At 65.3% G+C, this 25,993-nt stretch carries 24 protein-coding genes and 1 riboswitch; of the genes, 16 read left to right on the top strand and 8 right to left on the bottom strand.

The genetic code is table 11. The features are described from left to right. Positions 1 to 15: 15 nt before the first annotated feature. The gene (gene lgt, locus ACO056_RS00750) at positions 16 to 933 is read right to left on the bottom strand and encodes a prolipoprotein diacylglyceryl transferase (RefSeq protein ID WP_421850354.1); all 918 of its coding nucleotides are present in this window, start codon (positions 931 to 933) and stop codon (positions 16 to 18) included. 215 nt (positions 934 to 1,148) lie between these two features. Between lgt and ACO056_RS00745 the strand changes: the two genes are divergently transcribed. From ACO056_RS00745 to ACO056_RS00735, 3 genes are read left to right on the top strand one after another with little or no spacing between them, the layout of a single operon-like run. Then, positions 1,149 to 2,864, top strand: coding sequence for a class I adenylate-forming enzyme family protein (locus ACO056_RS00745; RefSeq protein WP_421850351.1), 1,716 nt, complete (start codon positions 1,149 to 1,151; stop codon positions 2,862 to 2,864). Positions 2,865 to 2,880: 16 nt separating this feature from the next. Then, complete coding sequence (locus ACO056_RS00740; RefSeq protein ID WP_421850348.1) at positions 2,881 to 5,628, top strand: [protein-PII] uridylyltransferase; 2,748 nt, start codon at positions 2,881 to 2,883, stop codon at positions 5,626 to 5,628. Beyond that, positions 5,625 to 6,185 (top strand): YqgE/AlgH family protein, encoded by a 561-nt coding sequence (locus ACO056_RS00735; protein ID WP_421850346.1) that lies wholly within the window; start codon positions 5,625 to 5,627, stop codon positions 6,183 to 6,185. The genes ACO056_RS00740 and ACO056_RS00735 overlap by 4 nt, the downstream gene beginning before the upstream one ends. 73 nt (positions 6,186 to 6,258) lie before the next feature. Here ACO056_RS00735 and gltX read toward each other — a convergent pair whose 3' ends face one another. From gltX to ACO056_RS00720, 3 genes are all read right to left on the bottom strand, one after another. Further along, entirely contained in the window at positions 6,259 to 7,584 is a 1,326-nt protein-coding gene (gltX, locus tag ACO056_RS00730) for a glutamate--tRNA ligase (protein ID WP_421850343.1), read from the bottom strand. Between the two features lie 52 nt (positions 7,585 to 7,636). Continuing rightward, the gene (locus ACO056_RS00725) at positions 7,637 to 8,059 is read right to left on the bottom strand and encodes a hypothetical protein (protein WP_421850340.1); all 423 of its coding nucleotides are present in this window, start codon (positions 8,057 to 8,059) and stop codon (positions 7,637 to 7,639) included. A gap of 82 nt (positions 8,060 to 8,141) precedes the next feature. Next, positions 8,142 to 9,809, bottom strand: coding sequence for an NAD+ synthase (locus ACO056_RS00720; protein ID WP_421850337.1), 1,668 nt, complete (start codon positions 9,807 to 9,809; stop codon positions 8,142 to 8,144). Positions 9,810 to 9,948: 139 nt separating this feature from the next. On the opposite strand from ACO056_RS00720, the gene ACO056_RS00715 reads away from it, so the two are divergent. Further along, positions 9,949 to 10,884 carry a ribose-phosphate pyrophosphokinase gene (locus ACO056_RS00715; protein WP_421850334.1) on the top strand — a complete coding sequence of 312 codons (936 nt, stop codon included), beginning with the start codon at positions 9,949 to 9,951 and terminating at the stop codon, positions 10,882 to 10,884. A gap of 54 nt (positions 10,885 to 10,938) precedes the next feature. On the opposite strand, the gene ACO056_RS00710 is transcribed toward ACO056_RS00715, so the two are convergent. Then, positions 10,939 to 11,832: a haloalkane dehalogenase gene (locus ACO056_RS00710; RefSeq protein ID WP_421850331.1), complete on the bottom strand. Its 894-nt coding sequence runs from the start codon at positions 11,830 to 11,832 to the stop codon at positions 10,939 to 10,941. Positions 11,833 to 11,948: 116 nt separating this feature from the next. On the opposite strand from ACO056_RS00710, the gene ACO056_RS00705 reads away from it, so the two are divergent. After that, positions 11,949 to 13,103 (top strand): JmjC domain-containing protein, encoded by a 1,155-nt coding sequence (locus ACO056_RS00705; protein WP_421850329.1) that lies wholly within the window; start codon positions 11,949 to 11,951, stop codon positions 13,101 to 13,103. After that, positions 13,103 to 13,657: a pseudouridine synthase gene (locus ACO056_RS00700; protein ID WP_421850325.1), complete on the top strand. Its 555-nt coding sequence runs from the start codon at positions 13,103 to 13,105 to the stop codon at positions 13,655 to 13,657. Before ACO056_RS00705 ends, ACO056_RS00700 begins: the two co-directional genes overlap by 1 nt. Here ACO056_RS00700 and ACO056_RS00695 read toward each other — a convergent pair. Then, positions 13,641 to 14,585, bottom strand: a complete 945-nt coding sequence (locus ACO056_RS00695) for a helix-turn-helix domain-containing protein (protein WP_421850322.1) — start codon at positions 14,583 to 14,585, stop codon at positions 13,641 to 13,643. The genes ACO056_RS00700 and ACO056_RS00695 overlap by 17 nt on opposite strands. A gap of 200 nt (positions 14,586 to 14,785) precedes the next feature. On the opposite strand from ACO056_RS00695, the gene ACO056_RS00690 reads away from it, so the two are divergent. Then, complete coding sequence (locus ACO056_RS00690) at positions 14,786 to 15,577, top strand: inositol monophosphatase family protein (RefSeq protein WP_421850319.1); 792 nt, start codon at positions 14,786 to 14,788, stop codon at positions 15,575 to 15,577. 4 nt (positions 15,578 to 15,581) lie between these two features. Further along, complete coding sequence (locus ACO056_RS00685; RefSeq protein WP_421850316.1) at positions 15,582 to 16,028, top strand: gamma-glutamylcyclotransferase family protein; 447 nt, start codon at positions 15,582 to 15,584, stop codon at positions 16,026 to 16,028. Positions 16,029 to 16,131: 103 nt separating this feature from the next. Here ACO056_RS00685 and bfr read toward each other — a convergent pair whose 3' ends face one another. Both bfr and ACO056_RS00675 read right to left on the bottom strand, forming a co-directional pair. After that, complete coding sequence (bfr, locus tag ACO056_RS00680) at positions 16,132 to 16,611, bottom strand: bacterioferritin (RefSeq protein ID WP_421850313.1); 480 nt, start codon at positions 16,609 to 16,611, stop codon at positions 16,132 to 16,134. Between the two features lie 59 nt (positions 16,612 to 16,670). After that, a complete protein-coding gene (locus ACO056_RS00675; protein ID WP_421850309.1) occupies positions 16,671 to 16,847 on the bottom strand; it encodes a (2Fe-2S)-binding protein in 177 nt (58 codons plus the stop codon). 127 nt (positions 16,848 to 16,974) lie between these two features. Continuing rightward, positions 16,975 to 17,089, top strand: a riboswitch (SAM-I-IV-variant riboswitch). Positions 17,090 to 17,132: 43 nt separating this feature from the next. Here ACO056_RS00675 and ACO056_RS00670 point away from each other — a divergent pair. The 8 genes from ACO056_RS00670 to ACO056_RS00635 all read left to right on the top strand — a co-directional run bounded on the left by ACO056_RS00670 (position 17,133) and on the right by ACO056_RS00635 (position 25,807). Beyond that, positions 17,133 to 18,038: a homoserine O-succinyltransferase gene (locus ACO056_RS00670; protein ID WP_421850307.1), complete on the top strand. Its 906-nt coding sequence runs from the start codon at positions 17,133 to 17,135 to the stop codon at positions 18,036 to 18,038. A 153-nt stretch (positions 18,039 to 18,191) separates the two neighbouring features. Then, on the top strand, positions 18,192 to 18,395 hold the full coding sequence (gene rpmI / locus ACO056_RS00665; protein WP_054122496.1) for a 50S ribosomal protein L35: 204 nt from the start codon (positions 18,192 to 18,194) through the stop codon (positions 18,393 to 18,395). Between the two features lie 13 nt (positions 18,396 to 18,408). Beyond that, positions 18,409 to 18,768 (top strand): 50S ribosomal protein L20, encoded by a 360-nt coding sequence (gene rplT, locus ACO056_RS00660; RefSeq protein ID WP_421839723.1) that lies wholly within the window; start codon positions 18,409 to 18,411, stop codon positions 18,766 to 18,768. A 237-nt stretch (positions 18,769 to 19,005) separates the two neighbouring features. Next, on the top strand, positions 19,006 to 19,836 hold the full coding sequence (locus ACO056_RS00655; RefSeq protein WP_421850305.1) for a helix-turn-helix domain-containing protein: 831 nt from the start codon (positions 19,006 to 19,008) through the stop codon (positions 19,834 to 19,836). 48 nt (positions 19,837 to 19,884) lie between these two features. Beyond that, positions 19,885 to 20,973, top strand: a complete 1,089-nt coding sequence (gene pheS, locus ACO056_RS00650) for a phenylalanine--tRNA ligase subunit alpha (RefSeq protein WP_421850303.1) — start codon at positions 19,885 to 19,887, stop codon at positions 20,971 to 20,973. Beyond that, positions 20,970 to 23,363, top strand: coding sequence for a phenylalanine--tRNA ligase subunit beta (gene pheT / locus ACO056_RS00645; RefSeq protein WP_421850300.1), 2,394 nt, complete (start codon positions 20,970 to 20,972; stop codon positions 23,361 to 23,363). The genes pheS and pheT overlap by 4 nt, the downstream gene beginning before the upstream one ends. A gap of 23 nt (positions 23,364 to 23,386) precedes the next feature. Beyond that, entirely contained in the window at positions 23,387 to 24,268 is an 882-nt protein-coding gene (locus tag ACO056_RS00640; protein WP_421850298.1) for an aldose 1-epimerase family protein, read from the top strand. A 9-nt stretch (positions 24,269 to 24,277) separates the two neighbouring features. Next, positions 24,278 to 25,807: a peptide chain release factor 3 gene (locus ACO056_RS00635; RefSeq protein ID WP_421850295.1), complete on the top strand. Its 1,530-nt coding sequence runs from the start codon at positions 24,278 to 24,280 to the stop codon at positions 25,805 to 25,807. The last annotated feature ends 186 nt before the right edge of the window (positions 25,808 to 25,993 follow it).

The following is a 25,993-nucleotide window of genomic DNA, read 5'->3' as shown; positions in this document are numbered from 1 at the left end:
ATCATTTCGCCAGGGTCAGGATACCACGGTCTGTCCCGCCGGCTGCGCGGTAGGCTGGATCGTGACAGCCAGCGGCGGCCGCACCAGCGCGCGGACCGCGAAGCCGAGGCCGATCGCCATCATCGGCAGGGTCAGCCACTGGCCCATCGAAAGCCCGGTGCGCATCGCGAAATCGAGCAGCTGGGCATCGGGTTCGCGGTAGAATTCCACCGTGAAGCGGGCGAAGGCATAGCCCAGCGTGAACAGCCCCACGAGCATACCGGGGCGCCAGCGCGCGCGGGTTCGCCAGAACAGGACGAACAGGATGAGGCCCAGCACCAGACCTTCGAGCAGCGCCTCGTAAAGCTGGCTCGGATGGCGCGGCAGCGGGCCGGCACCGGGGAAGATCATCACCCAGGGCACCTTCGAATCGGTCACCCGGCCCCACAGCTCGCCATTCACGAAATTGGCGCAGCGCCCGAAAAACAGGCCCGGCGGCACGCAGACGGCGATGTAGTCGCAGGTCCGCACGAAGTTCAGCCCGCCGCGCCACGAAACCCACGCAATCGCCAGCACCGTGCCGACAAGCCCGCCATGGAAGCTCATGCCGCCCTCCCACAGCCGGACCAGCCGTGTGGGATCGGTCAGCAGTTCGGGGGCATAGAAGATCGCATAGCCCAGCCGCCCGCCAAGAATGATCCCGAGCGTGGCGTAGAAAAACAGGTCGTCCGCATGGCGCTGCGCGAGCGGCGCCCCCGGCTGCCGAATCATCCGGCCAAGCTGGAAGTAGCCCAGCATGATCCCCGCCAGATAGGCGAGGCTGTACCATTTGATCGCGAAGAACCCGAGGTCGATCGCGATGGGCGAGAGGCCAAGGCTCTCCCAGTGCAGCGGCTGGTGACCCGCGCCGATAAGGGCTGGGGCTGCAGCTGCGGCGGCCGATAGTGACAGCAAGGGCCAAGCTCCCTAGAGTTTTGGTAACAACGAGGTTTTGTGAGCGAACGGTTTTGTTTTGTGCCGCGGGTAGCGCGGCCTTGCGCGGCCTTCTGGCACAGGGCAAACCCGGGAAGCAAACCGAATAACCGGCCGAATGACAGAATAGCCCCCAAAGCGGCGTGCCATTGCAAGGGCATTGCCGGAATTGGGCGGAGAGGAGCGATTGCACACCCATGTTGACCCAGCTTGATCGGGACCTTGCCCAAGTGATGGACGGGCTGACCGCCCCCGGCGGCATGCTCGCAACCACGCCGTTCCAGGCATTCGGCCGTGAATTGCCGATGATCGCGGCGGCTCCGCCCACGCTGGGCGCCTATTTCACCCAGTTCTGCACGTTCCACGGCGCGCGCGAATTCATCGTCGATGGCGATGTGCGGCTCACCTTCGCTCAGACGCTGGAAGCCGCGCGCATCGCTGCAGGCGGCCTCGTCGCGAGTCACGGCCTGCAGAAGGGCGACCGTGTCGGCATCGCTGCGCGCAATTCGGCCAACTGGATCGTCGCCTACATGGCCGTACTCATGGCGGGCGGCTGCGCGGTGCTGATCAACGGCTGGTGGCAGGGCGAGGAAATGGCCCACGGCATCGACATGGTCGGCTGCCGCATGATCATCGCCGATCGCCAGCGCGCAGAGCGCCTGACCGGCATCACCCACGGCGCGGAGATCATCCCGCTGCTCCACGATTGCCTTCCGTCCGAAGGCCTCGCCGCGCTTACCGCAAACGGCGGCGATGCGAGCACGCCGCTGCACGAAGTCGGCCCGGATGATATTGCCACCATCCTGTTCACGTCTGGCTCCACCGGCGTGTCCAAGGGCGCCTATTCCAACCACCGCGGCGTGGTGCAGGGGACCTACAGCTATCTCGCGCAGAGCGTCATGGTGCTCGGCCTGATGACCGCGCGCGGCGAAGCGCCCCCGGCAGATTCGCAGCCGATCGCGCTCGTCAACGTGCCGCTGTTCCACGTCACCGGCGAAGTGCCGCTGATGCTCCAGTCCTTCGCGCTTGGCCGCAAGCTGGTGCTTATGCCCAAGTGGGATGCCGTCACCGCTATGCAGCTGATCGAGCGCGAGAAGGTCACCTACTTCGTCGGCGTGCCGCTGATGAGCTACGAGATCGCGACGCATCCGGATCACGACAAGTACGATCTCTCCACGTGCGTCACTTTTGCCGCCGGCGGCGCGCCGCGCCCGGTCGAGCATGTCGACCGCATCCGCAAGGCGCTGCCCCACGCCTTCCCGATCCTCGGCTATGGCCTCACCGAAACCAACGGTGTCGGCTGCGGCAACTTCAACGAAAACTACATCGCCAAGCCCGGCAGCACCGGCGCGGCCTCGCGTCCGCTGGTCGATCTTGCGATCCTCGACGATGCCGGAAACCCGCTGCCGCAAGGCGAACTCGGCGAAGTCTCGATCCGCAGCGTCGCCAACTTCCTCGGCTACTGGGACAACCCTGAGGCAACCGCCGCCGCGATCATGCCGGATGGCTATTTCCGTACCGGCGATCTCGGCTATCTCGATACCGAGGGGTATCTCTTCATCGTCGATCGCAAGAAGGAAATCATCATCCGCGGCGGTGAGAATATCGCCTGCATCGAGGTCGAAAACGCGATCTACGCGCACCCCGGCGTCGCCGAAGCGAGCGTGTTCGGCCTGCCGGACGAACTCTACGGCGAAGTCCCGGTCGCGGTCTATCTCGCCAAGGAAGGCTGCACCGTAAGCGAGAAAGACCTGCGCGCTTTCCTCGCCGCGCACATCGCTGCCTTCAAGATTCCCGTCCGCTTCTGGGAGGAGCACGAAGCGCTGCCGCGGCTCGGCACCGAAAAGGTGGACAAACGCACGCTCAAGCAGCGTTACGGGGCGCAATGGCAAGAGACGCGCAAGGTCGGATAGGGTAGAGTAGAGGGGTATGATCACCCCCCGGATTCCCAACCAGCGCGCCATCATCGATCGCCGCGCGCTTGCTGATGCCATCGCCGAGCGCGTCGCTGCGCAGGGTGACAAGGCTCGGCCCGCCATCGTCGAGCTTCTGCGCGAGGCGCTGGTCGCCGGACGTGAGGAGATCGCCCGGCGCCTGCGCGAGAAACCCTCGCACGGCACCGAATGCGCGCAGGGGCAGGCCTTCCTGATCGACCAGCTGGTCCGCGTGATCCACGATCATGTCGTGGGCAATGTCTACCGCGCCAGCAATCGCTCCACCGGCGAACGCATCGCGCTCGTCGCCGTTGGCGGTTACGGGCGCGGAGAGATGGCGCCGCATTCCGACGTCGATATCGCGTTCCTCACCCCCACCAAGCCCACTGCCTGGTGCGAGCAGGTGATCGAGGCGATGCTCTATTTCTTGTGGGATCTCGGGCTCAAGGTCGGCCAGTCCAGCCGCTCGCTTGACGAGATGGTGCGCATGGCCCGCAGCGATCTCACGATCCGCACCGCGCTGCTCGAAGGCCGCTATGTGTGGGGTGACCGCGCTCTCTACGAGGAAGGCTCGCGCCGCTTCTGGGCGGACGTCGTCACCGGCACCGAGCGCCAGTTCGTTGCCGAGAAGCTGGCCGAGCGCAACGAGCGGCACAAGAAGCTTGGCGATAGCCGTTATGTCGTCGAACCGAATGTCAAGGAAGGCAAGGGCGGTCTGCGCGATCTGCACACGCTCTACTGGATCGGCAAATACATCCACAAAGTCCGCGATCCCAGCGAGCTGGTCGGCGTCGGCCTGCTGACGGCAGCGGAATACCGCGCGTTCCGCCGCGCCGAGAACTTCTTCTGGTCGGTGCGCTGCCACCTCCATGCCGTCACCGGCCGCGCCGAGGACCGGCTGACCTTCGATCTTCAGCGCGAAGTGGCGCTGCGCATGAACTTCGCCGACCGCCCGGGCAAAAGCGCGGTCGAACGCTTCATGCAGTATTTCTTCCTGCAGGCGACGCAGGTGGGTTCGCTCACCGGCATGTTCCTCGCCCAGCTCGATGAACAGTTTGCCAAGACCCGCGTCGGCTTTTTTGCCGCGCTGCGCGGCCGCCGCAAACGCAAGATCGGGGCCTTCCCGATCCAGGCCGACAAGCTGGGTGCCGATGGCGATGATTTCTTCCGGGCCGATCCCGTCCGACTGATCGAGATATTCCTCGTCGCGGATCGCGAAGGCCTCGAGATTCATCCCGAAGCGATGCGCCTTGCCCGGCGCGACGCCGGCCTGATCGATGCCGCCGTGCGCCGCGATCCGCGCGCCAACACGATGTTCATGGAACTGCTTACCAGCCGCCACGATCCCGAAACGGCGCTGCGCTGGATGAGCGAGGCCGGGATCTTCGGCCGCTTCGTGCCCGATTTCGGCCGCGTCGTCGCGCAGATGCAGTTCGACATGTACCACCACTACACGGTCGATGAGCACACCATCCGCGCCATCGGCCTGCTCTCTCGCATCGAAAAGGGCGAGGAGACCCAGCAGCACCCGCTGGCGACCGAGGTCATTGCCAAGGTCGCCTCGCGCCGTGTGCTCTATGTCGCCACCTTGCTCCACGATATCGCCAAGGGGCGGCGCGGCGATCACTCGATCCTCGGTGCCGAGATCGCAATGAAGCTCTGCCCGCGCCTCGGCATGTCGCCAGCGGAGACGGAACTTGTCGCCTGGCTGGTGCGTTGGCACCTCCTGATGAGTGCCACTGCCTTCAAGCGCGATCTTGCCGATTACAAGACCATCGCCGATTTTGCCGGGCGCGTGCAGAGCCAGGAGCGGCTGCGGCTGCTGCTGATCCTCACTATCGTCGATATTCGCGCGGTCGGCCCCGGCATCTGGAATTCGTGGAAGCGCCAGCTCCTTGGCGATCTCTTCACCTCGGCCGAGGAAGTGCTCCGCCTCGGCCACAAGCAGTATGGCCGGGCCGAGCGCATCGCCGCCAAGAAGAAGGCCGTGGCCGAACTCCTCAAGGAACGCGATGCCCTGATCGGCACGGTCGGCCGCCAGCTCGGCGATGCCTACTGGATCGCCGAGCCCGAAGACATCATCGCGCTCAATCTCCCGCAGATGGACCTCTCGCTCGACGAGCCCTTGACGGTCGAGGCCCATTGGTACGCCGCGCGGGGCGCCACCCTCGTCACCGTGCTTGCCGCAGACCATCCGGGCCTGTTCTACCGCATCGCCGGCGGCATTCACCTGGCCGGCGGCAACATCATCGATGCGCGCATCCACACTGCGCGCAACGGCCTCGCGGTCGACAATTTCCTCGTGCAGGATCCCCTCTGCCGTCCGCTCAACGAGCCTGCGCAGATCGCCCGGCTCAAGACCGCGATTGCGGATGCCCTTGCCAACCGGGTCAAGCTCCTGCCTCAGCTCGCCGCCCGCCCTTCGGCTCGTCCTCGGGCCGAGGCGTTCGAGGTCGAACCGATCGTCATCTTCGACAACAAGGCCTCCAACCGCTTCACCGTGATCGAGGTCGGTGCGCGCGACCGTCCGGCGCTGCTCAGCCAGCTGGCGCGGGCACTTTTCGAAGCCCGGCTGGTCGTTCACTCCGCCCACATCGCAACTTACGGTGAGCGCGCGGTCGATACCTTCTACGTCACCGACCTGCTTGGCGAAAAGGTCGAGGCTGACAGCCGCATGCGCGCCATCGAAAAGCGCCTCATCGAAGCGGCGGAGGACCGGCGCGTCAAAGCTGCAGCGGCATGACCAAGGCGGAATACCTCGCCGGCCGCATCCTTCTTGCCATGCCTGGCATGGGGGATAAGCGGTTTGAGCGCGCGGTGATCGCGATGTGCGTCCACGATGAGCACGGCGCGCTCGGCATCGGCATCGGCAGCGTGCGCGAGGGTGTGACATTGCACAGCCTCCTCACCGACATCGGCATCGATCCGGGCGTCGCACCCGATGGCCCGGTGCTCAACGGCGGCCCCGTTGAAACCTCGCGCGGATTCGTGCTTCACAGCAATGATTGGGGCGGCAGCGGCTCGGTGGAGGTGCAGCCGCTCTGCGCGCTGTCCGCCTCGATGGACGTGCTGCGCGCGATTGCCGAGGGGCGCGGCCCGTCCCGTTGGCTGGTCGCGCTCGGCTATGCGGGTTGGGGCGCGGGGCAGCTCGAAGGCGAGATGCGCCAGCACGGCTGGTATGCCGCGCAAGGCCGCAGCGAGATCCTGTTCGAAACCCCGGTCAACGCCCGCTGGCCTGCCACCTGGCGCGCCGAAGGCATCGATCCCTCGCACCTCGTCAGCCAGACCGGCCGCGCCTAGAGGTCCTCCCCATTTTTGCGCAGCACAAATGGGGAGGTGGCAGCGCGAAGCGCTGACGGAGGGGGTAGATCGCTTAACCCAGCCGCCGCAATGCCTCATCCCGCCCGATCAGCGGCAGCAGCGCCTTCATGTCCGGCCCATGGTCCATGCCCGTCAGCGCCTGCCGCAGCGGCAGGAACAGCGCCTTGCCATTGCGTCCGGTCGCTTCCTTGAGTGCGCCCGTCAGCGCCCCCCAAGGGTCTTCAGCCCAATCGAGCGCCGCCGCAACACCTGCCGCCTGATCCAGAAACGGCCGCGTCTCGGCATCGAACGCCTGCGCCGCAATCGGCCCCGTCACCACACTCCACCAGTCCGCCGCCTCAGCCACAGCGCTCAGATTGGGCCGGATCGCTTCCCACGCTGCCTCGTCCACTCCGGCAGGCAGTCGGTCTGCCACGCGCGCAAAAGGCAGCCGGTGGATCACCGCCGCATTCACCCGCGCCAGTTCCGCATCATCGAACCGCGCCGGTGCGCGCCCGAACCGCGCCAGATCAAAGCTCTCCGCGAGCGCCCCGGCATCGAGCGCCGGATCGACCGGATCGCTCGTCCCCAGCCGCGCCAGCAGCGCGATCAGCGCTTCGGGCTCGATCCCGGCCTCGCGCATTTCAGACACGCCCAGCGATCCCAGCCGCTTGGAAAGCTTGCCCTCCGCACCCGTCAGCAGGGCCTCATGGGCAAAGCGCGGCACCGGCGCATCCAGCGCGGTGAACATCTGCACCTGGGTCGCCGTGTTGGAAACGTGGTCCTCGCCGCGCAGCACGTCGGTGACGCCCATCTCGATGTCGTCGATCACCGAAGGCAGCATGTAGAGCCACGAACCATCCGCCCGGCGCACCACCGGGTCAGACATCTGGCGCGGATCGAAATGCTGCGGTCCGCGGATGCCGTCCATCCATTCGATCGGCGCCTCGTGATCGAGCAGAAAGCGCCAGTGCGGCTGTTCGCCCGCCGCAGCCTTGGCGGCGTGATCGGCTTCGCTCAGCTTCAGTGCGCCGCGGTCATAGATCGGCGGAAGCCCGCGCCCCAGCAGCACCTTGCGCTTGAGCTCCAGTTCCTGCGACGTCTCGTAGCAGCGATAGAGCCGCCCTGCTGCGACCAGCTTATCGAAGGCCGCCTGATAGATCGCAAACCGCCCCGATTGCCGCTCCTCGCGCTCCGGATGCAGCCCCAGCCACGTTAGATCGGCCCGGATGGCTTCGACATATTCCTCACGGCTGCGCGCCTGATCGGTGTCGTCTATCCGCAGCAGGAACCGCCCGCCGCTCTTCTTCGCCAGCAGCCAGTTGTGCAGCGCCGTGCGGATATTGCCGACGTGGAGCGTGCCCGTGGGGGAAGGCGCAAAGCGGGTGATAACGGTCATGCGCCTGCCTATAGCGGCGTGCCTCGCCCGGGCAAGTTCATCCTGGGCTAACTCAGCCCATCAGCACGACGGCATGGGTGCAGGCCTCCCACAAGCGCTCATGCGCGGCGGCAGGCACAAAACCATCGATCGCGTGCCCGAATTCGGCGCGGCTGCGCTGCTGTCCTGCTTCGACCATGCATGCCAGCGTTGCTTCGTCTGGGGAAAGGCGCTGGCAGCACGCCCGCCCCACCCCGAAGGGCTCCGGCCAGTGCCGGGTAACCGCGCGGACCAGTTCGTGCACCGCAAACGCGGCCTCGCAGTGCCGCAGCCGCAAGGCGAGGACAGGCAGAGGATCAAGGCCATCTCGCGCGGCGCGTGCACAAAGCCGGATCGCGAGGATGACCTCCTGCGCAAGCTCCGATCTATCGCCAAGCGCCGGAGTCCGGGCGAGCCGGGCGATCGTTGCGGCAAGGTTTCCGGCAGGCACGGTCATAAGGCTGATCCCGACTAATTGCGAACGATTCGCAGATTAGCCGGTCTCCATGCATAATCAATGAGAATCGTTCGCAATAAGATCAGCCCGTGCGGAACCCATGCGTGATCGGATAACGCCGGTCCCGCCCGAAGTTGCGCATGCCCAGCTTGACCCCCGGCGGCGCCTGGCGGCGCTTGTATTCCGCCACATTCAGCAGCCGCTCGATACGCGAAACGGTCGCATGATCGAACCCTTCGGCGACGAGTTGGTCGACGCTCTTCTCGTGCTCCACCAGCCCGAGCAGGATGCCGTCGAGCACGGCATAATCGGGCAGCGAATCCGAATCCTTCTGGTCCGGCCGCAGTTCGGCGCTGGGCGGCTTGGTGATGATCCGCTCCGGCATCACCATGCCCTCCGGCCCCAGCCCGATCTTCGGCCGCGCGCTGTTGCGCCACCGCGAGATTGCGAAGACGGTCGTCTTGTAGGCATCCTTCAGCGGGTTGTAGCCGCCGTTCATGTCGCCATAGATCGTGGCGTAGCCGACGCTCATCTCGCTCTTGTTGCCGGTGGTCACCAGCATCGGGCCGAATTTGTTCGAAAGCGCCATCAGCGTGGTGCCGCGGATGCGAGACTGGAGGTTTTCCTCGGTAAGATCGGGCGAGCGTCCCTCGAACACCGGCGTCAGCATGTCCGCGAAGGCATCGACCGCCGGTACAATCGGGATCGTATCGAGCCGCACGCCCAGCATCTTCGCGCAGCCTTCCGCGTCCTCAAGGCTTTCGGCGCTGGTGTAGGCGCTCGGCATCATCACGCACCACACGCGCTCTGGCCCCAGCGCATCGACCGCAATCGCCGCGCAGATCGCCGAATCGATTCCGCCCGATAGCCCCAGCACCACGCCGGGAAAGCGGTTCGTGTTCACATAATCGCGCAGCGCCAGCACCATTGCGCAGTAGATGTCCTCGGGGTGCTCGGCGAGTTCGCAGATCACGCCCGGCTGGCAGCGCCAGCGGTGTCCTGCTCCCGAGGGCACCTTCTGCCATACGGTATCGACGATGGCCTCTTCCCAGTCCGGCATCTGCACCCACAGCGCGCCTTCGGGGCCGACGACGAAACTCGCACCGTCGAACACCACTTCGTCCTGCCCGCCAACGCGGTTGAGATAGGCGAGCGGAATGCCGGTATCGATTGCGCGGCGCTTGGCGACACCGTCGATGCGCAATTCGTCCTTGTCGATCTCGTAGGGGCTGCCGTTGATGCAGAGGAAAATGTCCGCGCCCTGCTGCGCAAGGTGCCGGCACACATCGGGCTGCCAGATATCCTCGCAGATCGGCAGGCCCAGCATCATGCCCTTGAACGGCACCGGCTCGGGCAGTGGACCCGGCAGGAAATAGCGCTTTTCGTCGAACGTGCCGTAGTTGGGCAGCTCCACCTTGAAGCGCACCGCCGCCACTTTGCCCTGATCGAGCAGCGCCACACCATTGTGCAGCGCGCCGTCGCGCACGAAGACCGAGCCGACCAGCATTGCCGGTCCGCCGTCCGCCGTTGCCGCCGCCAGCGCTTCCAGCGCAATGGCCGCCCGCTCGATCAGCGCGGGCTTCAGGATCAGGTCTTCCGGCGGATAGCCGATCAGCTGCATCTCGGGATAAACGATGAGATCGCTCCCCTCGGCCCGTTCCCTGACAGCGAGCATCGCCGCCGCATTGGCCACGAGATCGCCGACCTTCTGGTTGAGCTGGGCAAGCGTGATGATGAGTGTGTCGACCATGACACCGACCCTAGGCGGCATTGCCGGGCGAGTTCAAGAATAACCCTTGGTGCAAAACCGCAGGAGCGAACGTTGCAATGCTGTCATCTTGGGCTAAGGGCCAACCCATCAACCAGTGTTGAGGGACTCGGGGAAGCCCATGAAGATCATGTCCGGCAACGGCAATCTGCCACTGGCCCGCGCCATTGCCGCCTATCTCGAACTGCCGCTGACCGAAGCCTCGGTCCGCCGTTTCGCCGACGAGGAAGTCTTCGTCGAGATTCACGAGAACGTGCGCGGCGAAGATGTGTTCATCGTCCAGTCGACCGGTTATCCGGCGAACGACAACCTGATGGAACTGCTGATCTGCATCGATGCGCTGCGCCGCGCCTCGGCCAAGCGGATCACTGCGGTCATCCCCTATTTCGGCTACGCCCGGCAGGACCGCAAGCCCGGCCCGCGCACGCCGATTTCGGCCAAGCTCGTCGCAAACCTGATCACCACGGCCGGTGCCGACCGCGTTCTGGCGGTCGATCTCCACGCCGGTCAGATTCAGGGCTTCTTCGATATCCCGACCGACAACCTCTTCGCCGCGCCCGTCATGGCCGCCGATATCCAGACGCGCTACGGCGGGCAGGATCTCATGGTCGTCTCGCCCGACGTCGGCGGCGTGGTGCGCGCCCGCGCGCTTGCCAAGCGGCTCGACAACGCCCCGCTCGCGATCGTCGACAAACGGCGTGACCGACCGGGCCAGAGCGAGGTGATGAACATCATCGGCGATGTCTCGGGCCGCATGTGCATCCTGATCGACGATATCATCGATTCGGGCGGCACGCTGTGCAACGCGGCGCAGGCGCTGCTCGATGGCGGCGCCTCGGGCGTTGCCGCCTATATCAGCCACGGCGTGCTTTCGGGCGGCGCGGTGGCGCGGGTCAACAACTCGGCGCTCAAGGAACTCGTGATCACCGACACGATCCTGCCGACCGAGGCGACTCAGGCCTCCGATCGTATCCGCGTGCTTACCATTGCGCCCTTGATCGGCGAGGCCGTTCGGCGCATTGCGGACGAAAGTTCGGTTTCCAGCCTGTTCGATTGATCTTCAAGAGGTTCCGGCCCTCTCCCTGACGGGGGAGGGGGTCGGGGCACTGGATCAAAGCCCGAAGGCCTGCAGCGCAGCCTTGGCGATCACATCGCCGCGCTCCTGCACGAAATGCCCGCCATCGGCGATTTCCAGCGGCGGCGGGCAGCCGTGAATTGTGGCGCGCACGTTTGCCATGATATCCGGCCCAAGCACCGGGTCCATCATCCCCACCGCCATGAACGTCGGCCCTCTCCATTCGTCCTGCCACCACGCAGCGGCGCGTTTGGCTTCGGCAACGCCTTCCATGTCCGGGCTGGTCATCACCAGTTCGGGAAACCGCCGCACACCAGCCTTGTAGGTCGCATCAGGGTAGGGCGCGCCATAAGCGGCGGCCTCCGCGTCGCTCAGGCCCACTTGTGCGCGTTTGAACAGGCCGGGAATATCGAGATCGGGCTGGCTGCGGTTGAAGGCGCGCCATGCATCAAAGCCCGGCCCGGCCGAGCGCCCGGTCGGGATCGCGGTGTTCATCACCAGCAGCCGCTCGAACCGCTCCGGCATTGCGGGCGGAATGGTCAGCCCAAGAATGCCGCCCCAATCCTGGCAGACCAGCGTGATGTGCCGCAGGTCCAACTCCTCGATGAACGCCATCAGCATGCCGCGGTGGAAGTGGAAGGTATAGACCGCGTCGTCCACCGGCTTGTCCGATCGGCCAAAGCCGAGGAGATCGGGCGCGACCACGCGGTAGCCGGCTTCGGCGAACACCGGGATCATCTTGCGGTAGAGGTACGACCAGCTCGGCTGGCCGTGCAGGCACAGGAATGTCGTCGCCGCATCTCGGGGCCCCTCGTCCACGTAGTGCACCCGCAAGCCCGTATATCCGGGCAGAGTGTCGACATAGTGGGGCGTGAAAGCATAGCCGGGCAGATCGGCAAAACGGCTGTCATCGGTGCGCCGGGCTTGCATCGCCTCTCCTCTCATCTGTTCCGTCGGTCGATTGGACCAAGCCTACCTTGCCCCATGGCCCGTTGACCAGACGCCATATTTTGACAGGCGCTGCGCGCAGGCCCATTCCCGGCTCCATGCAATTTGCCGATTTCGACTCCGCCGCTTTCCTGCAGGATACCTGGCAAAAACGTCCGCTGCTGATCCGCAATCCGTGGGCAGCCTGGGCCAATCCGCTTGAGCCTGATGAGCTCGCCGGCCTCGCCTGCGAGGAGGCCGGTATCGAATCGCGCCTCATCACACGGCGGCCCGAAGGCTTCGTGCTGGAAAGCGGCCCGTTCCCCGAAGCGCGCTTTGCCCAGCCGGAATCCGCGCCGTGGACTTTGCTTGTGCAGGCCGTCGATCACCACGTGCCAGAAGTCGCCGCCCTGATCGCGCCGTTCCGCTTTGTGCCCGATTGGCGGATCGACGATGTCATGGTCAGCTACGCCACTGCTGGCGGCGGCGTGGGCCCGCATTTCGATCAGTATGATGTGTTTCTCGTGCAGGGGCTCGGCAAGCGTCGCTGGCGCGTCGGGCCGCGCTGCGATGCAGGCACCGAACTCCTGCCACACGAAGACTTGCAACTCCTCCGCGATTTCGAGGCCACGGGAGACTGGGTGCTCGAGCCTGGCGACATTCTCTACGTGCCGCCCGGTTTCGCGCATGATGGCGTGGCAGTTGGCGATGATTGCATGACCTACTCGATCGGTTTCCGCGCGCCCTCGCGCGCCGATCTCGTCGAAGGCTGGACCGCGCATCTGGCCGCTGCGATGGCCGAGGACGATCGCTATTCCGACCCAGACCTCCCGATTCAGCCCAATCCCGGCGAGATCACGCCCGAGGCGCTGGCCCGCCTTCGCGCCCTCGTTGTGGATGCCGTCGCCGATGGCGCAGCCTTCGCCCGCTGGTTCGGCGCCTTTAACAGCCTGCCAAAATATGCCGACGCCGATTGGCGGCCCGAAACGCCGATAGGTCTCGACGCGGTGCAGGCCTGCCTTGCTGACGGCCGTGAAATCAGCCGGAATCCGGCCAGCCGCTTCGCCTTCATCCGGCAGGGTGAGCGCGCTGTTTGCCTGTTCGTCGATGGACAAAGCTTTGATTGCACGGGTGATGCGGCAGCGCTTGCCGAACAGATCTGTGCGGGCGGCACTCTGAGCGTTGAACCTCGGCTGGCAGGTTCCGTTCCGGTCGCATCGCTGCTGGCGGCACTGGTCGATCTGGGCAGCCTTGCTTTCGAGGAAGCCGAGTGATGGCGTTGCTGCTCTTCAACAAGCCGTTCGGCGTAATCTGCCAATTCAGCGAGGAGCCCAACGGACCGCCCCGGCCCACGCTCGCTGCCTATGTTAACCGGCCGGGCGTTTATCCAGCAGGCCGCCTCGATCATGATAGCGAGGGGTTGCTACTATTGACCGATGATGGCCGCCTCCAGTCGCGCATCACCGATCCGCGCTTCAAGATGCCCAAGACCTATCTGGTGCAAGTCGAAGGCGAGCCTGACGAAACTGCGCTCGAACCGCTCCGTCGCGGCGTGCAACTCAAGGATGGGCCAACCCTTCCGGCCGAGGTGCGCCGGATCGATCCCCCCGCACTCTGGCCGCGCGATCCGCCGGTGCGCTTCCGCAAGAGCGTGCCTGATTGCTGGCTGGAGCTTACAATCCGCGAAGGCCGCAACCGTCAGGTGCGCCGCATGACTGCAGCCGCCGGATTTCCCACCTTGCGGCTGGTGCGCTGGCGGGTCGGCGAATGGTCGCTCGAGGGAATCGCGCCCGGCGAATGGCGCGAGGACGCTACTGCCAGGGCTTGATATCGCCCGGCGCGATCCGCGCGATCATCTCCAGCCGCCGCGCCTGCCGTGTCTCCAGCGAAAGCGTCATTAGCGGCTGCGGCGAATCGACGAACTGGCGCGGGCTCATCCCGAACAGCGCGGTGAACTCGCGGATCAGGTGACTCTGATCGTAGTAGCGCAGTGCCAGCGCTTCGGCCTCATCGTGATCGGCCACGCCGCGCAAGTGGCTTGCCATGTCGAGTGCGCGGGCGCGGCGCAGCACTTGCTTGGGCGGCATGCCGAAATCGCGCCGGACCAAACGTTCAAATTTGCGCTGCGGTGTGCCGCATTGATCGGCAAGCCGCGCCACGGTGATCTGCGGGTTCGTGAAGGCTGCCGCTTCGACTGACGCCGTGACCGGATCCGGCTCGGCCGCGCCGGTGCGCCGGATCAGGCGGCGCATCGCCCCCTCCATGGCGGTGCACCAATCTTCCGGAGAGCCATTCTCGTGAAACAGGCTCAGCCATTCCTCCTGGCACATTCCCATCAATTCCAGCGGGGCCAGCTTGTCGCACATCGTGTCGAGCTTCAGCCCGCCCAGAGCATGGCAGGCGCCGGCGCGGAACGAGAGGCCGACACTGGTGAAGCTGCCCGTGACGGTGATCGGCATGCGCTGGGTTTGCGGGCCGAAGTAAAGCGCGGCGCGGCTCATTTCGCGTCGTCCATCCAGGGTCTCCGCAACCCAGTTTCCGCGCAGCTGGATGCGCAGCATCGCCGCATCGCTGAAGATGCCGCACGAAAGCGAATAGTCCGCCGGCACATCGACGATCGTCACGTAGAGCCGGGCAATCCACGGCGCGAGGTCGGTGGACGGCGCGCGGCTGTAGGAGATCGGCTGGCCATCACGCGTCGCCGCCGCGCCCGAGGCGATCGCCGGGTCAACGGCAGGTCTGCTCATCCGGTTCATCGAAGCCCCCTGAAACCCTCACAAGGCAGACCAAGCCCGCCCGGTGAAGGGTCTAGCCACACCCTCGTCCCCAAAGTGTGCGCAATATCACTAAGGATAAACACAATAGTGTCCCTTCGCCAAGGCGAACGTCCCCCCAGGGCAAGGCCGCTCATCGCTTCCCCTTGACCGTAGCCCCGGACGAGGCCCATGGCTGAGTGATGAAGGACACCGATCTCGATCGCGACATCGCCCTCGCCCTGCGCCTTGCCGATGCCGCCGGGGCTGCCATCCGCCCATTCTTTCGCAGTGGTCTTTCGGCCGATCGCAAGGCCGATGCTTCGCCGGTCACGCTGGCGGATCGGGCTGCGGAGGAAGCCATGCGGGCCATCCTCGCGGCCGAAGTTCCGGAGGATACCGTGATCGGCGAGGAAATGGGATCCACCCCGGGCACGTCCGGGCGCAGCTGGGTGCTTGATCCGATTGATGGCACCACCGGTTTTCTTGCCGGCCGCCCGCTGTTCGGGACCCTGATCGCGCTGGTGGTCGAAGGTTTTCCCGTCATCGGTGTGATCGACCAGCCGATTTCCGGCGAACGCTGGGTTGGCGCGATCGGGCGGCCGACGACTTTGAACGGCCATGCCGTCCGCACCCGTGCCTGCGCGCTGCTGTCCGATGCCGCGCTTGCCACCACTGGCCCGCATTATTTCGACGATCATGATGGCGCGCACTTCATGGGCCTCGCGGCAAGGACCGATCACAAGCGCATGGTCATGGGCGGCGATTGCTACAACTACGCGATGCTGGCTTCGGGTTTCCTCGACATTGTCTGCGAGGCGGGGCTGAAGCTGCACGACTGGGCCGCACTCGTTCCCGTTGTCGAAGGCGCAGGCGGCCACATGGCAGACTGGAACGGCGAACCGCTCCACGCCGGGTCCGATGGCCATGTCATCGCGGTGGGCGATGCGGCACGGCTTGAGGATGTGGTCGAGGCGCTGGCCTGCCACCATTGATCCGATGCACGCGCCGCGCCGCCTGTTCTTCTACGGCACGCTGACTCACGAGCATTCCAACACGCTGACCGAGACGCTGCTGCCAAGGCTCGGCGGGCGCCCCCGCCGCGGTTGGGTGCGTGGTGCGTTGTTTCTGCGCCGCGATCGCCAAGGGGTCTATCCAGTGTTGATGCCGGGCGCTGGCCGCGTGAAGGGCTGGGTCTATGGCAGCTTGAGGCCGATCCCGCGCGCCGTGCTCGCGGCCTTCGACGCATGGGAATATTGCGATCCGCGCCGTCCGGCACGCGGTGAATATCGCCGCGCCAATCTCGTGGTCCATACGCGCTCCGGCCCCTTGCGCGCGGCGGCCTACCTCCCCAATCGCCGTGCCCCGCTGGGCCTCAGAGCGGTTCCCTCCGGCGATTTCGCCGCGCACGCTGCCGCGCATGGACTTGCCGTCCTCACGGAATAAGCGGTCTTGCCAGCCTCACTGGTGCAAGCCAGCAGGATTACCACCAAATTGAAGGTATCAGGTATGCGCACGACTTTCGGGACGATCACCCTCGCCCTGAATTTCAGGCTTCCGAGGCCTCGCTGTTGAGCTGGATGTAATTGGCGAGGCCCATCCGGGCGATCATCTCGAATTGGGTTTCCAGCACGTCGACATGCTCCTCCTCGTTGGAGAGGATGTCGGCAAACAGATCGCGGCTGACGAAATCGCGCACGCTCTCGCAGTGGGCAATCGCATCCCTCAGCAGCGGGATCGCGTCATGTTCAAGCGCGAGATCGGCCTTGAGCACGTCCTCGACATCCTCGCCGATGCGCAGCCGGCCAATCGCCTGGAAGTTCGGCAGGCCATCGAGGAACAGGATCCTGTCCGCGAGCCGGTCGGCGTGCTTCATCTCGTCGATTGATTCGTGGCGCTCGTATTCGGCGAGCTTCTTGAGGCCCCAGTTGGCGAGCATCCGGTAGTGCAGCCAGTACTGGTTGATGGCGGTCAGCTCGTTGAGCAGCGCCTTGTTGAGGAATTCGATGACCTTGGCATCACCCTTCACGCTGCATCTCCTTGCTGTTCCGCGAGATTAGAGGCCGCAGGTCACGCACGCAAGGCAGCTCACGCAGGGATACAGGCGCGCGCTTCGTTGACGATCAACTCCGCATCTTCAAGGCATTGGCGGCACTGGGGCGCAAAGCCGAGCCTGGCATAGAGCGCTTCGGCATCGCCGCTCTGCTCGCAGGCGACGCGGCGCAGGTCCTTTTCGCGGATGGCATTGCAGATACAGATATACATCGGGAGAGAATCCTCGCGCTGTGTCTCCTAATAATTAATGCGAGGCATTTGCAATAGCAAGTAGGAATTGCGCAAGCACCCGGATGCGGCGCTGCGTTGCTTTTTAACGCGGGCGCCCTTATGTCGGCTGGTGCATCAAGAGTTGGGGATCGACGCTCCGACGCCAACCTGCCGGTTTCCGGGCAAGGTGGCGCCCTCGCCAGCGAGGGGATGTGGCCGGTTCGGCAACCAAACGGAACAAGGCTGCAGGCGTCGTTTTCTCCCGAGATCGAAGGGTTGAGACACGTGCCGATTCGCATTGCCGACAATCTTCCTGCCCGCCGCACACTGGAAGCCGAGGGCGTTATCGTGATGAGCGAGACAGAGGCCGCCCGTCAGGACATCCGCCCTCTGCGTGTCGCGCTGCTCAACCTGATGCCGGACAAGATCACCACCGAAACGCAGATCGCCCGGCTGCTCGGCGCAACACCGCTGCAGATCGAGCTCGAACTCGTGCGGATTTCGGACCACGTCAGCAAGAACACCTCGGCGGGCCACATCACCTCGTTTTATCGCCCCTGGGAGGATGTCCGCGCCGAGAAGTTCGATGGCCTGATCATCACCGGCGCTCCGGTCGAGCAGATCGGGTTCGAGGACGTGACCTACTGGGACGAGATGCGCCGCATCCTCGACTGGTCGCTGCATAACGTTCACCGCACGCTGACGCTGTGCTGGGGCGCCATGGCGGCCTTGCATCACTTCCACGGCGTGCCGAAACACCCGCTGGCCGAGAAGGCGACCGGCGTGTTCAGCCATGTCAACCGCGCCCCGGCGCATCCGCTCATGCGTGGGCTGCCTGATCGGTTCGATGTCCCGGTCTCGCGCTGGAGTGAACTGCGCGCCGCGGATATTCCTGCCGGGAGCGGGCTGGCCGTTCTGGCAGACAGCCCGGAAACCGGCCTGTGCCTGATCGACGATCCGGCCCACAACACGGTCCACATGCTCAATCACCTCGAATACGACACCTTCACGCTCGCGGGCGAATATGCGCGGGATGAGGGGCGCAGCCTGCCGCTCAACTACTTCCCCGGCAACGATCCCGCCGCCGCGCCATCCAATACCTGGCGCGGCCACGGCCATCTGCTGTTTGGCAACTGGATCAACGAATCGTATCAAACCACTCCATTCGACCGCGAGAAGATTGGCCGCTGACTGTGGTCTGCGGGTACGTGAACGCGCAATCGCTTGCCTTTTGCGCCCCGCACCACTAAGCGCGCCCACTTCATCGGGTACGGATTCGATGACTCGCCTGGCCATGCAGGGCTGCCACGGCAAGTCGGACGTACCCTTACCAAGGAGACGAAAATGCCCAAGCTCAAGACCAAGAGCGGTGTGAAGAAGCGCTTCAAGATCACCGCATCCGGCAAGGTCAAGCACGGCGTGGCCGGCAAGCGCCACCGCCTGATCAGCCACAACGCCAAGTACATCCGCCAGAACCGCGGCATGGACGTGATTTCCGACGCTGATGCGAAGGTGATCAAAAAGTGGGCGCCCTACGGGCTGAACTGAGGAGCGAAGACCCATGAGCCGCATCAAACGGGGTGTTACCACCCGCGCCAAGCACAAGCGCATTCTCGAACAAGCCAAGGGCTATCGGGGCCGCCGCAAGAACACCATCCGCGTCGCGCGGCAGGCCGTCGAAAAGGCCGGCCAGTATGCGTACCGCGATCGCAAGGTGAAGAAGCGGGAGTTCCGCGGTCTGTGGATCCAGCGCATCAACGCTGCTGTCCGCGCCGAAGGGCTGACCTACTCGCAGTTCATCCACGGAACCAAGCTGGCCGGGATCGAACTCGACCGCAAGGCCATGGCCGATCTGGCGATGAACGAAGGCGGCGTGTTCACCGCGATCATCGCGCAGGCCAAGCAGGCGCTGGCGAACTGATTCGGGATTAACCCTCCGACGTTCCAATTTGGCGCGCTCGGAGCCTTCCGGATTACGAGAAATGCCTGAATTGCAAGAGGGCGCCGGTCAGATGACCGGTGCCCTTTTTGCCATTTTGGACGGTTCCCGTTAGTCTCACTAAGCGTTATGATCATTCCAATAGGGAACATAACGGGGGACGCAGCAGTGAACGGTCAATGTACCGTCAGGGTACGATTCTATCAGCCGCCTCCGGCTATGCGTCCCTACTTCACGACTTTCTACATTACCGAGATCGATGCCGGTACGGACGGCCGAGTGGTTGATCACCTCCACCCTGAATGGGCCAATCTGCGTATCGTCAGCGGCGTGCTGCCGGTTTCGGAATTGCTGCGGGAAGCGCCGGTCGGCAATCTTGCCGGGATCGTCACCGGCCCCACCAGCACTGCATTGCGCTTTACGGCGGGTACCTCGCGCATATGGGGCATTGGCTTGCTGCCGTTCGGTTGGGCCAAGTTTGTTGGCGCACCGGCGCGCGGCTTTGCCGATCGTCTCTGCGATCCAACCCGTGATCCGGCCTTCGCGCCGCTGCGTCCACTGGTCGATTCGCTGTTCGGACCGGTCGCCGATGAAGCTGCCGAACTCGATCGGATCACCCGGCATTTCGAAAGCCTTGCTGCGCGCGAAGTGCCGGAAGAAGCCCGCATCCGCGCGACCCATCAGGCGCTGGTCGATCCCGAAGTCGCCACCGTGTCCGCCATGGCCGAGCATGTTGGTCTTCCCACCCACACGCTGGAGCGCGTCTGCCGCCGCCACTTCGGCTTTCCGCCCAGCCTGTTGCTGCGCCGCCAGCGCTTCATGCGCAGCCTTTCGCAGTACATGCTCGATCCGTCGCTCACGTGGATCGGTGCCATCGATTCGCACTATCACGATCAGGCCCAGTTCGTGCGCGAGTTCCACCGGTTCATGGGAATGAGCCCGCGTGCCTATGCCGCGCTGCCCCATCCCGTGCTGGCCGGTGTCATGCGCGCCCGCATGGCAGCAGCCGGTGCGCCGGTGCAGGCCTTGCACGATCCCTCGCGGGTTTGAGAACGCGAACCTTGGATTCCGTGCCGTTTGGCGCTAGCGGCGGGGCCGATGGAACAGCTTGAACCTACACTCGCCGCGATTGCCGCCGCGGACACGATCGAAGCCGTTGAGGCACTGCGCGTTGCCGCGCTGGGCAAGCAGGGCTGGGTCTCGGCCCTGCTCAAGTCTCTCGGCGGCATGAGCCCCGAGGACCGCACCAGCACCGGCCCGCGCATCCACGCCGCGCGTGAGGCAGTGACCGCCGCGCTCGCCGAGCGGCGCGCCGCGCTGGAAGGCGCTGCGCTCGAGGCAAAGCTCGCCGCCGAAACTGCCGATCTCTCGCTCCCCGCGCCCGCCGCCCCGCGCGGCAGCGTCCACCCGGTCAGCCAGGTCATGGACGAGCTGGCCGAAATCTTCGCCGACATGGGTTTTGCCGTGGCCACCGGCCCGGAGATCGAGGACGACTGGCACAACTTCACCGCGCTCAACATGCCTGAAACCCACCCGGCGCGGGCGATGCACGATACCTTCTATTTCCCTGACAAGGATGCGGACGGCCGCTCGATGCTGCTGCGCACGCACACCTCGCCGGTGCAGATCCGCTCAATGCTGAGCCAGGGCGCCCCCTTGCGCGTGATCGCCCCGGGCCGCGTCTACCGCTCGGACAGCGATGCCACGCACACGCCGATGTTCCACCAGATCGAAGGCCTCGTCATCGACAAGGGCATCCACCTCGGCCACCTCAAGTGGACGCTGGAAACCTTCCTCAAGGCCTTCTTCGAGCGCGACGATATCGTCTTGCGCCTGCGCCCGAGCTACTTTCCTTTCACTGAGCCGTCGGTCGAAGTCGATGTCGGTTACACGCTTGTCAGCGGCAAGCGCGTGGTCGGTGGCAGCGGCGATGCGGCGAACGGCGGCTGGATGGAAGTGCTGGGCTCCGGCATGGTCAATCGCAAGGTGATCGAATTCGGCGGGCTTGACCCCGATGAATGGCAGGGCTTCGCCTTCGGCACCGGCGTCGATCGGCTCGCCATGCTGAAGTATGGCATGGACGACCTGCGCGCCTTCTTCGATGGCGATGTGCGCTGGCTGGCACACTACGGCTTCGGCGCACTCGATGTGCCCACCCTTTCCGGCGGCGTGGGAGTGCGCGCATGAAGTTCGCCCTCTCCTGGCTTCAGGCCCTGCTCGATACGAAGGCCGACGCGCGCACGATCGCCGAGAAGCTCACCTCGCTCGGGCTCGAAATCGAAGGCGTCGAGGATGCCTCGGCTGCGCTCACCAACTTCCGCGTCGCCCGCGTGCTGACGGCGGAAAAGCACCCGCAGGCAGACAAGCTGCAGGTCCTTGTCGTCGATCTGGGAGACGGCAACCCGCTCCAGGTGGTCTGCGGCGCACCCAATGCGCGTGCGGGCCTCGTCGGTGTGCTGGGCCTTCCGGGTGCAGTGGTTCCGGCCAACGGCATGGAGCTGCGCAAGTCCGCCATCCGCGGCGTCGAATCCAACGGCATGATGTGCTCCACGCGTGAACTCGGCCTTGGCGAGGAGCATGACGGCATCATCGAGCTGCCCGCCGATGCGCCGATCGGCACCAGCTTTGCCGATTACCTGGGCTCGGACCCGGTGTTCGATGTCGCGATCACGCCCAACCGGCCGGACTGCATGGGCGTCTACGGCATCGCGCGCGATCTCGCGGCAGCCGGCCTTGGCGTGTTGCGCCCCATCGACACCGCGCCGGTCGTCGGCAGCTTCCCCTGTCCGGTCGAGGTGCGCACCGACGATCCCGAAGGCTGCCCTGCCTTCTACGGCCGCGTCATCCGCGGCGTGACCAACGGCCCCAGCCCGCAATGGCTGCAGGACCGCCTCAAGAGCGCGGGCCAGCGCCCGATCTCGGCGCTGGTCGATATCACCAACTACGTCATGCTCGGCTATGGCCGCCCGGCGCATGCCTATGACCTTGCCAAGCTCACTGGCGCGGTCGTCGCCCGCCGCGCGCGGGAAGGCGAGACCTGCCTTGCGCTCAACGGCAAGGAATATGCGCTCCAGCCGTGGATGACCGTGATCGCCGATGAAAGCGGCGTCCACGATATCGCCGGCATCATGGGCGGCGAGCATTCGGGCTGTTCGGAAACCACCACCGACGTGCTCCTCGAAGTCGCCTATTTCACGCCCGCCAACATCGCCCGCACTGGCCAGGCGCTCGCGCTCACGTCCGACGCGCGCGGTCGTTTCGAGCGCGGGGTCGATCCTGCATTCCTCGATACCGGCATGGACCTCCTCACCAGCCTGATCCTCGAAATCTGCGGCGGAGAGCCGAGCGAGATCATCCGTGCGGGTCAGCCCCCGCTCGCGCGCAAGAGCTTCGCCTACAATCCGGCGCTCGCCGGCAATCTCGGCGGGATCGATGTGGCGGGCAGCGAGCAGAAGCGCATCCTCGCCGCACTTGGCTTCGACGTCTCCAATGAATGGCTCGTCACGGTGCCCACGTGGCGGCCCGACGTCGACGGCGCGCCCGACATCGTCGAGGAAGTGATCCGCGTCCACGGCCTCGATGCCGTGCCCTCCACCCCGCTGCCGCGTGCGGACGGCGTTGCCAAGCCCACCGCCACGCCCGCGCAGATGCAGGAGCGCCGCATCCGCCGCGCCGCTGCCGCGCGGGGGCTCAACGAGGCCGTCACCTGGTCGTTCCTCCCCACGGCTGAAGCCGAACACTTCGCCGATGGAAACAGCGGGCTGTGGACCCTCGCCAATCCGATCTCCGAAGACCTCAAGACCATGCGCCCCTCGCTGCTGCCGGGCCTGCTTGCGGCGGCGCGGCGCAATCTTGATCGCGGCGCGACTTCGGTCCGCCTGTTCGAGATCGGCCGCCGCTATCTGCGCGGGGAAGGCGGCGCGAGCGACGAGCAGCCCAGCCTCGCCATCGTGCTTGCGGGCGAAGCCGCCCCGCGCGGTTGGGCAACTGGCAAGGCCAAGCCCTTCGACGCCTTCGATGCCAAGGCCGAGGCGCTTGCGCTCCTCGCCGAAGCCGGTGCGCCGGTCGATAACTTGCAGGTCATGGGCGAAGCAGGGAGCCAGTTCCACCCCGGCCAATCCGCCACCCTGCGGCTCGGGCCTAAAACGGTGCTCGCGCGGTTCGGCCTGCTGCACCCCTCGACCGCCAAGGCCTTCGATCTCTCCGGCCCGGTCGCGGTGGTGGAACTGTTCCTCGGGTCGATCCCCGCGCGCAAGGGACCCGGCAGCTTCGCCCGCCCCCACTTCGCGCCGCCTGCGCTGCAAGCCGTCACGCGCGATTACGCGTTCCTCGTGCCCGCTCTCCTGCCAGCGGGAGACCTGCTGCGCGCCGTGCGCGGGGCTGACAAGGCCAACGTGGTCGCCGCCCGGGTGTTCGATGATTTCCGAGGGCAGGGCGTGCCGGAAGGGCACAAGTCGCTGGCCGTCGAAGTCACGCTACAGCCGGTCGAGAAGAGCTACGACGAAGCCGCGCTGAAGGCGATTACCGACAAGATCGTGGCAGCCGGCGCCAAACTCGGCGGCGTGCTGCGCGCCTGAACCGCCAGCCACGCCGGGGACCGATGACAGACCTGATTACGATCGCCAGCGAGGGCCTAACCGCGCGCATCAATCCGTTCGGGGCGGAGCTCTCTTCGCTGACCGACGCTGCGGGCCGCGAGTACATGACCGATGCGGACCCCGCCTTCTGGACGGGCCGCGCGCCGCTGCTGTTCCCCATCGTCGGCGCGCTCGCCGATGATACGCTGCGAGTGAATGGACAGGCGTACCGGATGCCCAAGCATGGCTTTGCTCGTCGCAGCGCTTTCACGGTCATCGAGCATGCTTCCGACAGAGCAGTGTTCCGCCTGCAGGACAGTGCCGAAACGCGGGCAAGCTACCCCTTCGCTTTCACGCTCGACATGGCCTTCACGCTGAGCGGTATGACGCTGGAAATGGTCGCAACTGTCTACAACACTGGCGCTGCGGCGCTGCCCTTCAGCTTTGGCTACCACCCCGCGTTCGCTTGGCCGCTCCCCGGCGGCGCCGACAAGGCCGCGCACCGCGTGGTGTTCGAAGCGGACGAACCGCAGGATATTCGCCAGCTGGAGATGGCGACCGGCCTGATCCGTCTGGATGGCGCGCCAACGCCGGTGCAGGGCCGCGAACTCGCACTCGATCCGGAACTGTTCCGCCACGACGCCTTGATCTGGACAGAACTTGCAAGCCGCCGCCTCTCCTACGGTGCGGAGGGCGGAGCATGGCTCGATGTCGCCTTCCCGGATAGCCCCATGCTCGGCATCTGGCAGGTGCCCGGTGCGCGCTACATCTGCATCGAACCCTGGCAGGGTCATTCCGATCCGGTGGGGTTCGCCGGTGATTTCAGCGAGAAACCGGGCGTTGTAACGCTTCCCGCGGGTGCAAGCAGGAGCTTCCGCATGGACGTCGCCGTCCGCCCCGTATAGTGGCGCCCAATGAGTTCCAATCGCCGCACCTTTGCCATCATCTCTCACCCCGACGCGGGCAAGACGACACTGACCGAAAAGCTGCTCCTCCAGGGCGGCGCGATCCACCTTGCGGGTGAGGTCAAGGCGCGCGGGCAGGCCCGCCGCGCCCGGTCGGACTGGATGAAGATCGAACAGCAGCGCGGCATCTCTGTCACCTCTTCGGTGATGACCTTCCAGAAGGACGGCGTCGTCTTCAACCTGCTCGATACCCCGGGCCACGAGGACTTCTCCGAAGACACCTACCGCACGCTTACGGCCGTCGATTCCGCGATCATGGTGATCGACGCGGCCAAGGGCATCGAGCCGCAGACGCGCAAGCTGTTCGAGGTTTGCCGCCTGCGCTCGGTGCCGATCATCACCTTCGTCAACAAGGTGGACCGCGAGGGCCGCCCGGTGTTCGAGACGCTCGATGAAGTGGCCGATGCGCTCGCGCTCGATGTCTGCCCGATGTCGTGGCCGATCGGCATGGGCGGCGTGTTCGAAGGCGTCCTCGATTTCGCGACGAACACCATCGCCCGCCCCGAAGGCGACAGCCGGGAATTTCTAGGCAAGCGCGATCCGCTTGTCGATGGCGCGATCCCGGCCGACATAGCCGAGGAAATCGAGCTCGCGCAGATGGGCTACCCCGAGTTCGATCTCACCGCCTACCGCAACGGCGATCTGACGCCGGTCTACTTCGGCTCCGCGCTCAAGAACTTCGGCGTCGCCGAAATGATCGACGCCATTGCCCGCTACGCCCCGCCGCCGCGCCCGCAGCCGAGCGAAAACGGCACTATCGAGCTTGATCACCCCGAAGTGACCGGCTTCGTGTTCAAGGTTCAGGCCAACATGGACCCGATGCACCGCGACCGCATCGCGTTCATGCGCATGGTCTCGGGCACCTTCAAGCGCGGCATGAAGCTGACGCCTTCAGGTCTCGGCAAGCCGATTGCCGTTCATTCGCCGATCCTGTTCTTCGCGCAGGACCGCGAGATTGCCGATACTGCCGAAGCGGGTGACATCATCGGCATTCCCAACCATGGCACGCTGCGGGTGGGCGATACGCTTTCGGAAAAGAACACGGTCCGTTTCACCGGGCTGCCCAACTTCGCGCCGGAAATCCTGCGCCGGGTCCAGCTCAAGGACCCGACCAAGACCAAGCAGTTGCGCAAGGCGCTCGACGACTTGTCCGAGGAAGGCGTAATCCAGGTGTTCTACCCGGAGATCGGCGCGCAATCGATCGTCGGCGTGGTCGGCCAGCTCCAGCTCGACGTGCTGATCTCGCGGCTTGAAGCCGAATACAAGGTGGAAGCGGTGCTCGAACCCTCCCCCTTCGATACCGCGCGCTGGCTCAAGGGAAGCGAGGCCGCGCTGCGCACCTTCGCCGATTTCAACCTGTCCAACCTCGCCAAGGACCGCGACGGCGATCCGGTATTCATGGCGCGCTCGGCCTGGGATGTCGGGTACCAGCAGGAACGCAATCCGGAGCTGACCTTCAGCGCCACCAAGGAACGGTAAGGGCCAGCGGGAAGGTGTTTCACCTTCTCCCGTCACCCTGAACTTGTTTCAGGGTCCATCGTGCCGCAAACGCTGTTGTCGGCTTTCAAACACAGCAGCCCGCCATGTCGCCTTTCAAAATCAGACCAGCGCGCATGGTGAGAAATGGACCCTGAAACAAGTTCAGGGTGACGCCGTGCCAGAGGC

Source organism: Novosphingobium sp., assembly GCF_965228995.1.
Lineage (GTDB): Bacteria > Pseudomonadota > Alphaproteobacteria > Sphingomonadales > Sphingomonadaceae > Novosphingobium.
This window is presented reverse-complemented; position numbering and strand designations above follow the sequence as displayed.

Coding starts and splice junctions, on each gene's coding strand:
- ACO056_RS00745 (WP_421850351.1), top strand. CDS start 1,149: ATGTTGACCCAGCTTGATCGGGACCTTGCCCAAGTGATGGACGGGCTG.
- ACO056_RS00740 (WP_421850348.1), top strand. CDS start 2,881: ATGATCACCCCCCGGATTCCCAACCAGCGCGCCATCATCGATCGCCGC.
- ACO056_RS00735 (WP_421850346.1), top strand. CDS start 5,625: ATGACCAAGGCGGAATACCTCGCCGGCCGCATCCTTCTTGCCATGCCT.
- gltX (WP_421850343.1), bottom strand. CDS start 7,584: ATGACCGTTATCACCCGCTTTGCGCCTTCCCCCACGGGCACGCTCCAC.
- ACO056_RS00725 (WP_421850340.1), bottom strand. CDS start 8,059: ATGACCGTGCCTGCCGGAAACCTTGCCGCAACGATCGCCCGGCTCGCC.
- ACO056_RS00720 (WP_421850337.1), bottom strand. CDS start 9,809: ATGGTCGACACACTCATCATCACGCTTGCCCAGCTCAACCAGAAGGTC.
- ACO056_RS00715 (WP_421850334.1), top strand. CDS start 9,949: ATGAAGATCATGTCCGGCAACGGCAATCTGCCACTGGCCCGCGCCATT.
- ACO056_RS00710 (WP_421850331.1), bottom strand. CDS start 11,832: ATGCAAGCCCGGCGCACCGATGACAGCCGTTTTGCCGATCTGCCCGGC.
- ACO056_RS00705 (WP_421850329.1), top strand. CDS start 11,949: ATGCAATTTGCCGATTTCGACTCCGCCGCTTTCCTGCAGGATACCTGG.
- ACO056_RS00700 (WP_421850325.1), top strand. CDS start 13,103: ATGGCGTTGCTGCTCTTCAACAAGCCGTTCGGCGTAATCTGCCAATTC.
- ACO056_RS00695 (WP_421850322.1), bottom strand. CDS start 14,585: ATGAACCGGATGAGCAGACCTGCCGTTGACCCGGCGATCGCCTCGGGC.
- ACO056_RS00690 (WP_421850319.1), top strand. CDS start 14,786: ATGAAGGACACCGATCTCGATCGCGACATCGCCCTCGCCCTGCGCCTT.
- ACO056_RS00685 (WP_421850316.1), top strand. CDS start 15,582: ATGCACGCGCCGCGCCGCCTGTTCTTCTACGGCACGCTGACTCACGAG.
- ACO056_RS00675 (WP_421850309.1), bottom strand. CDS start 16,847: ATGTATATCTGTATCTGCAATGCCATCCGCGAAAAGGACCTGCGCCGC.
- rpmI (WP_054122496.1), top strand. CDS start 18,192: ATGCCCAAGCTCAAGACCAAGAGCGGTGTGAAGAAGCGCTTCAAGATC.
- rplT (WP_421839723.1), top strand. CDS start 18,409: ATGAGCCGCATCAAACGGGGTGTTACCACCCGCGCCAAGCACAAGCGC.
- ACO056_RS00655 (WP_421850305.1), top strand. CDS start 19,006: ATGCGTCCCTACTTCACGACTTTCTACATTACCGAGATCGATGCCGGT.
- pheS (WP_421850303.1), top strand. CDS start 19,885: ATGGAACAGCTTGAACCTACACTCGCCGCGATTGCCGCCGCGGACACG.
- pheT (WP_421850300.1), top strand. CDS start 20,970: ATGAAGTTCGCCCTCTCCTGGCTTCAGGCCCTGCTCGATACGAAGGCC.
- ACO056_RS00640 (WP_421850298.1), top strand. CDS start 23,387: ATGACAGACCTGATTACGATCGCCAGCGAGGGCCTAACCGCGCGCATC.
- ACO056_RS00635 (WP_421850295.1), top strand. CDS start 24,278: ATGAGTTCCAATCGCCGCACCTTTGCCATCATCTCTCACCCCGACGCG.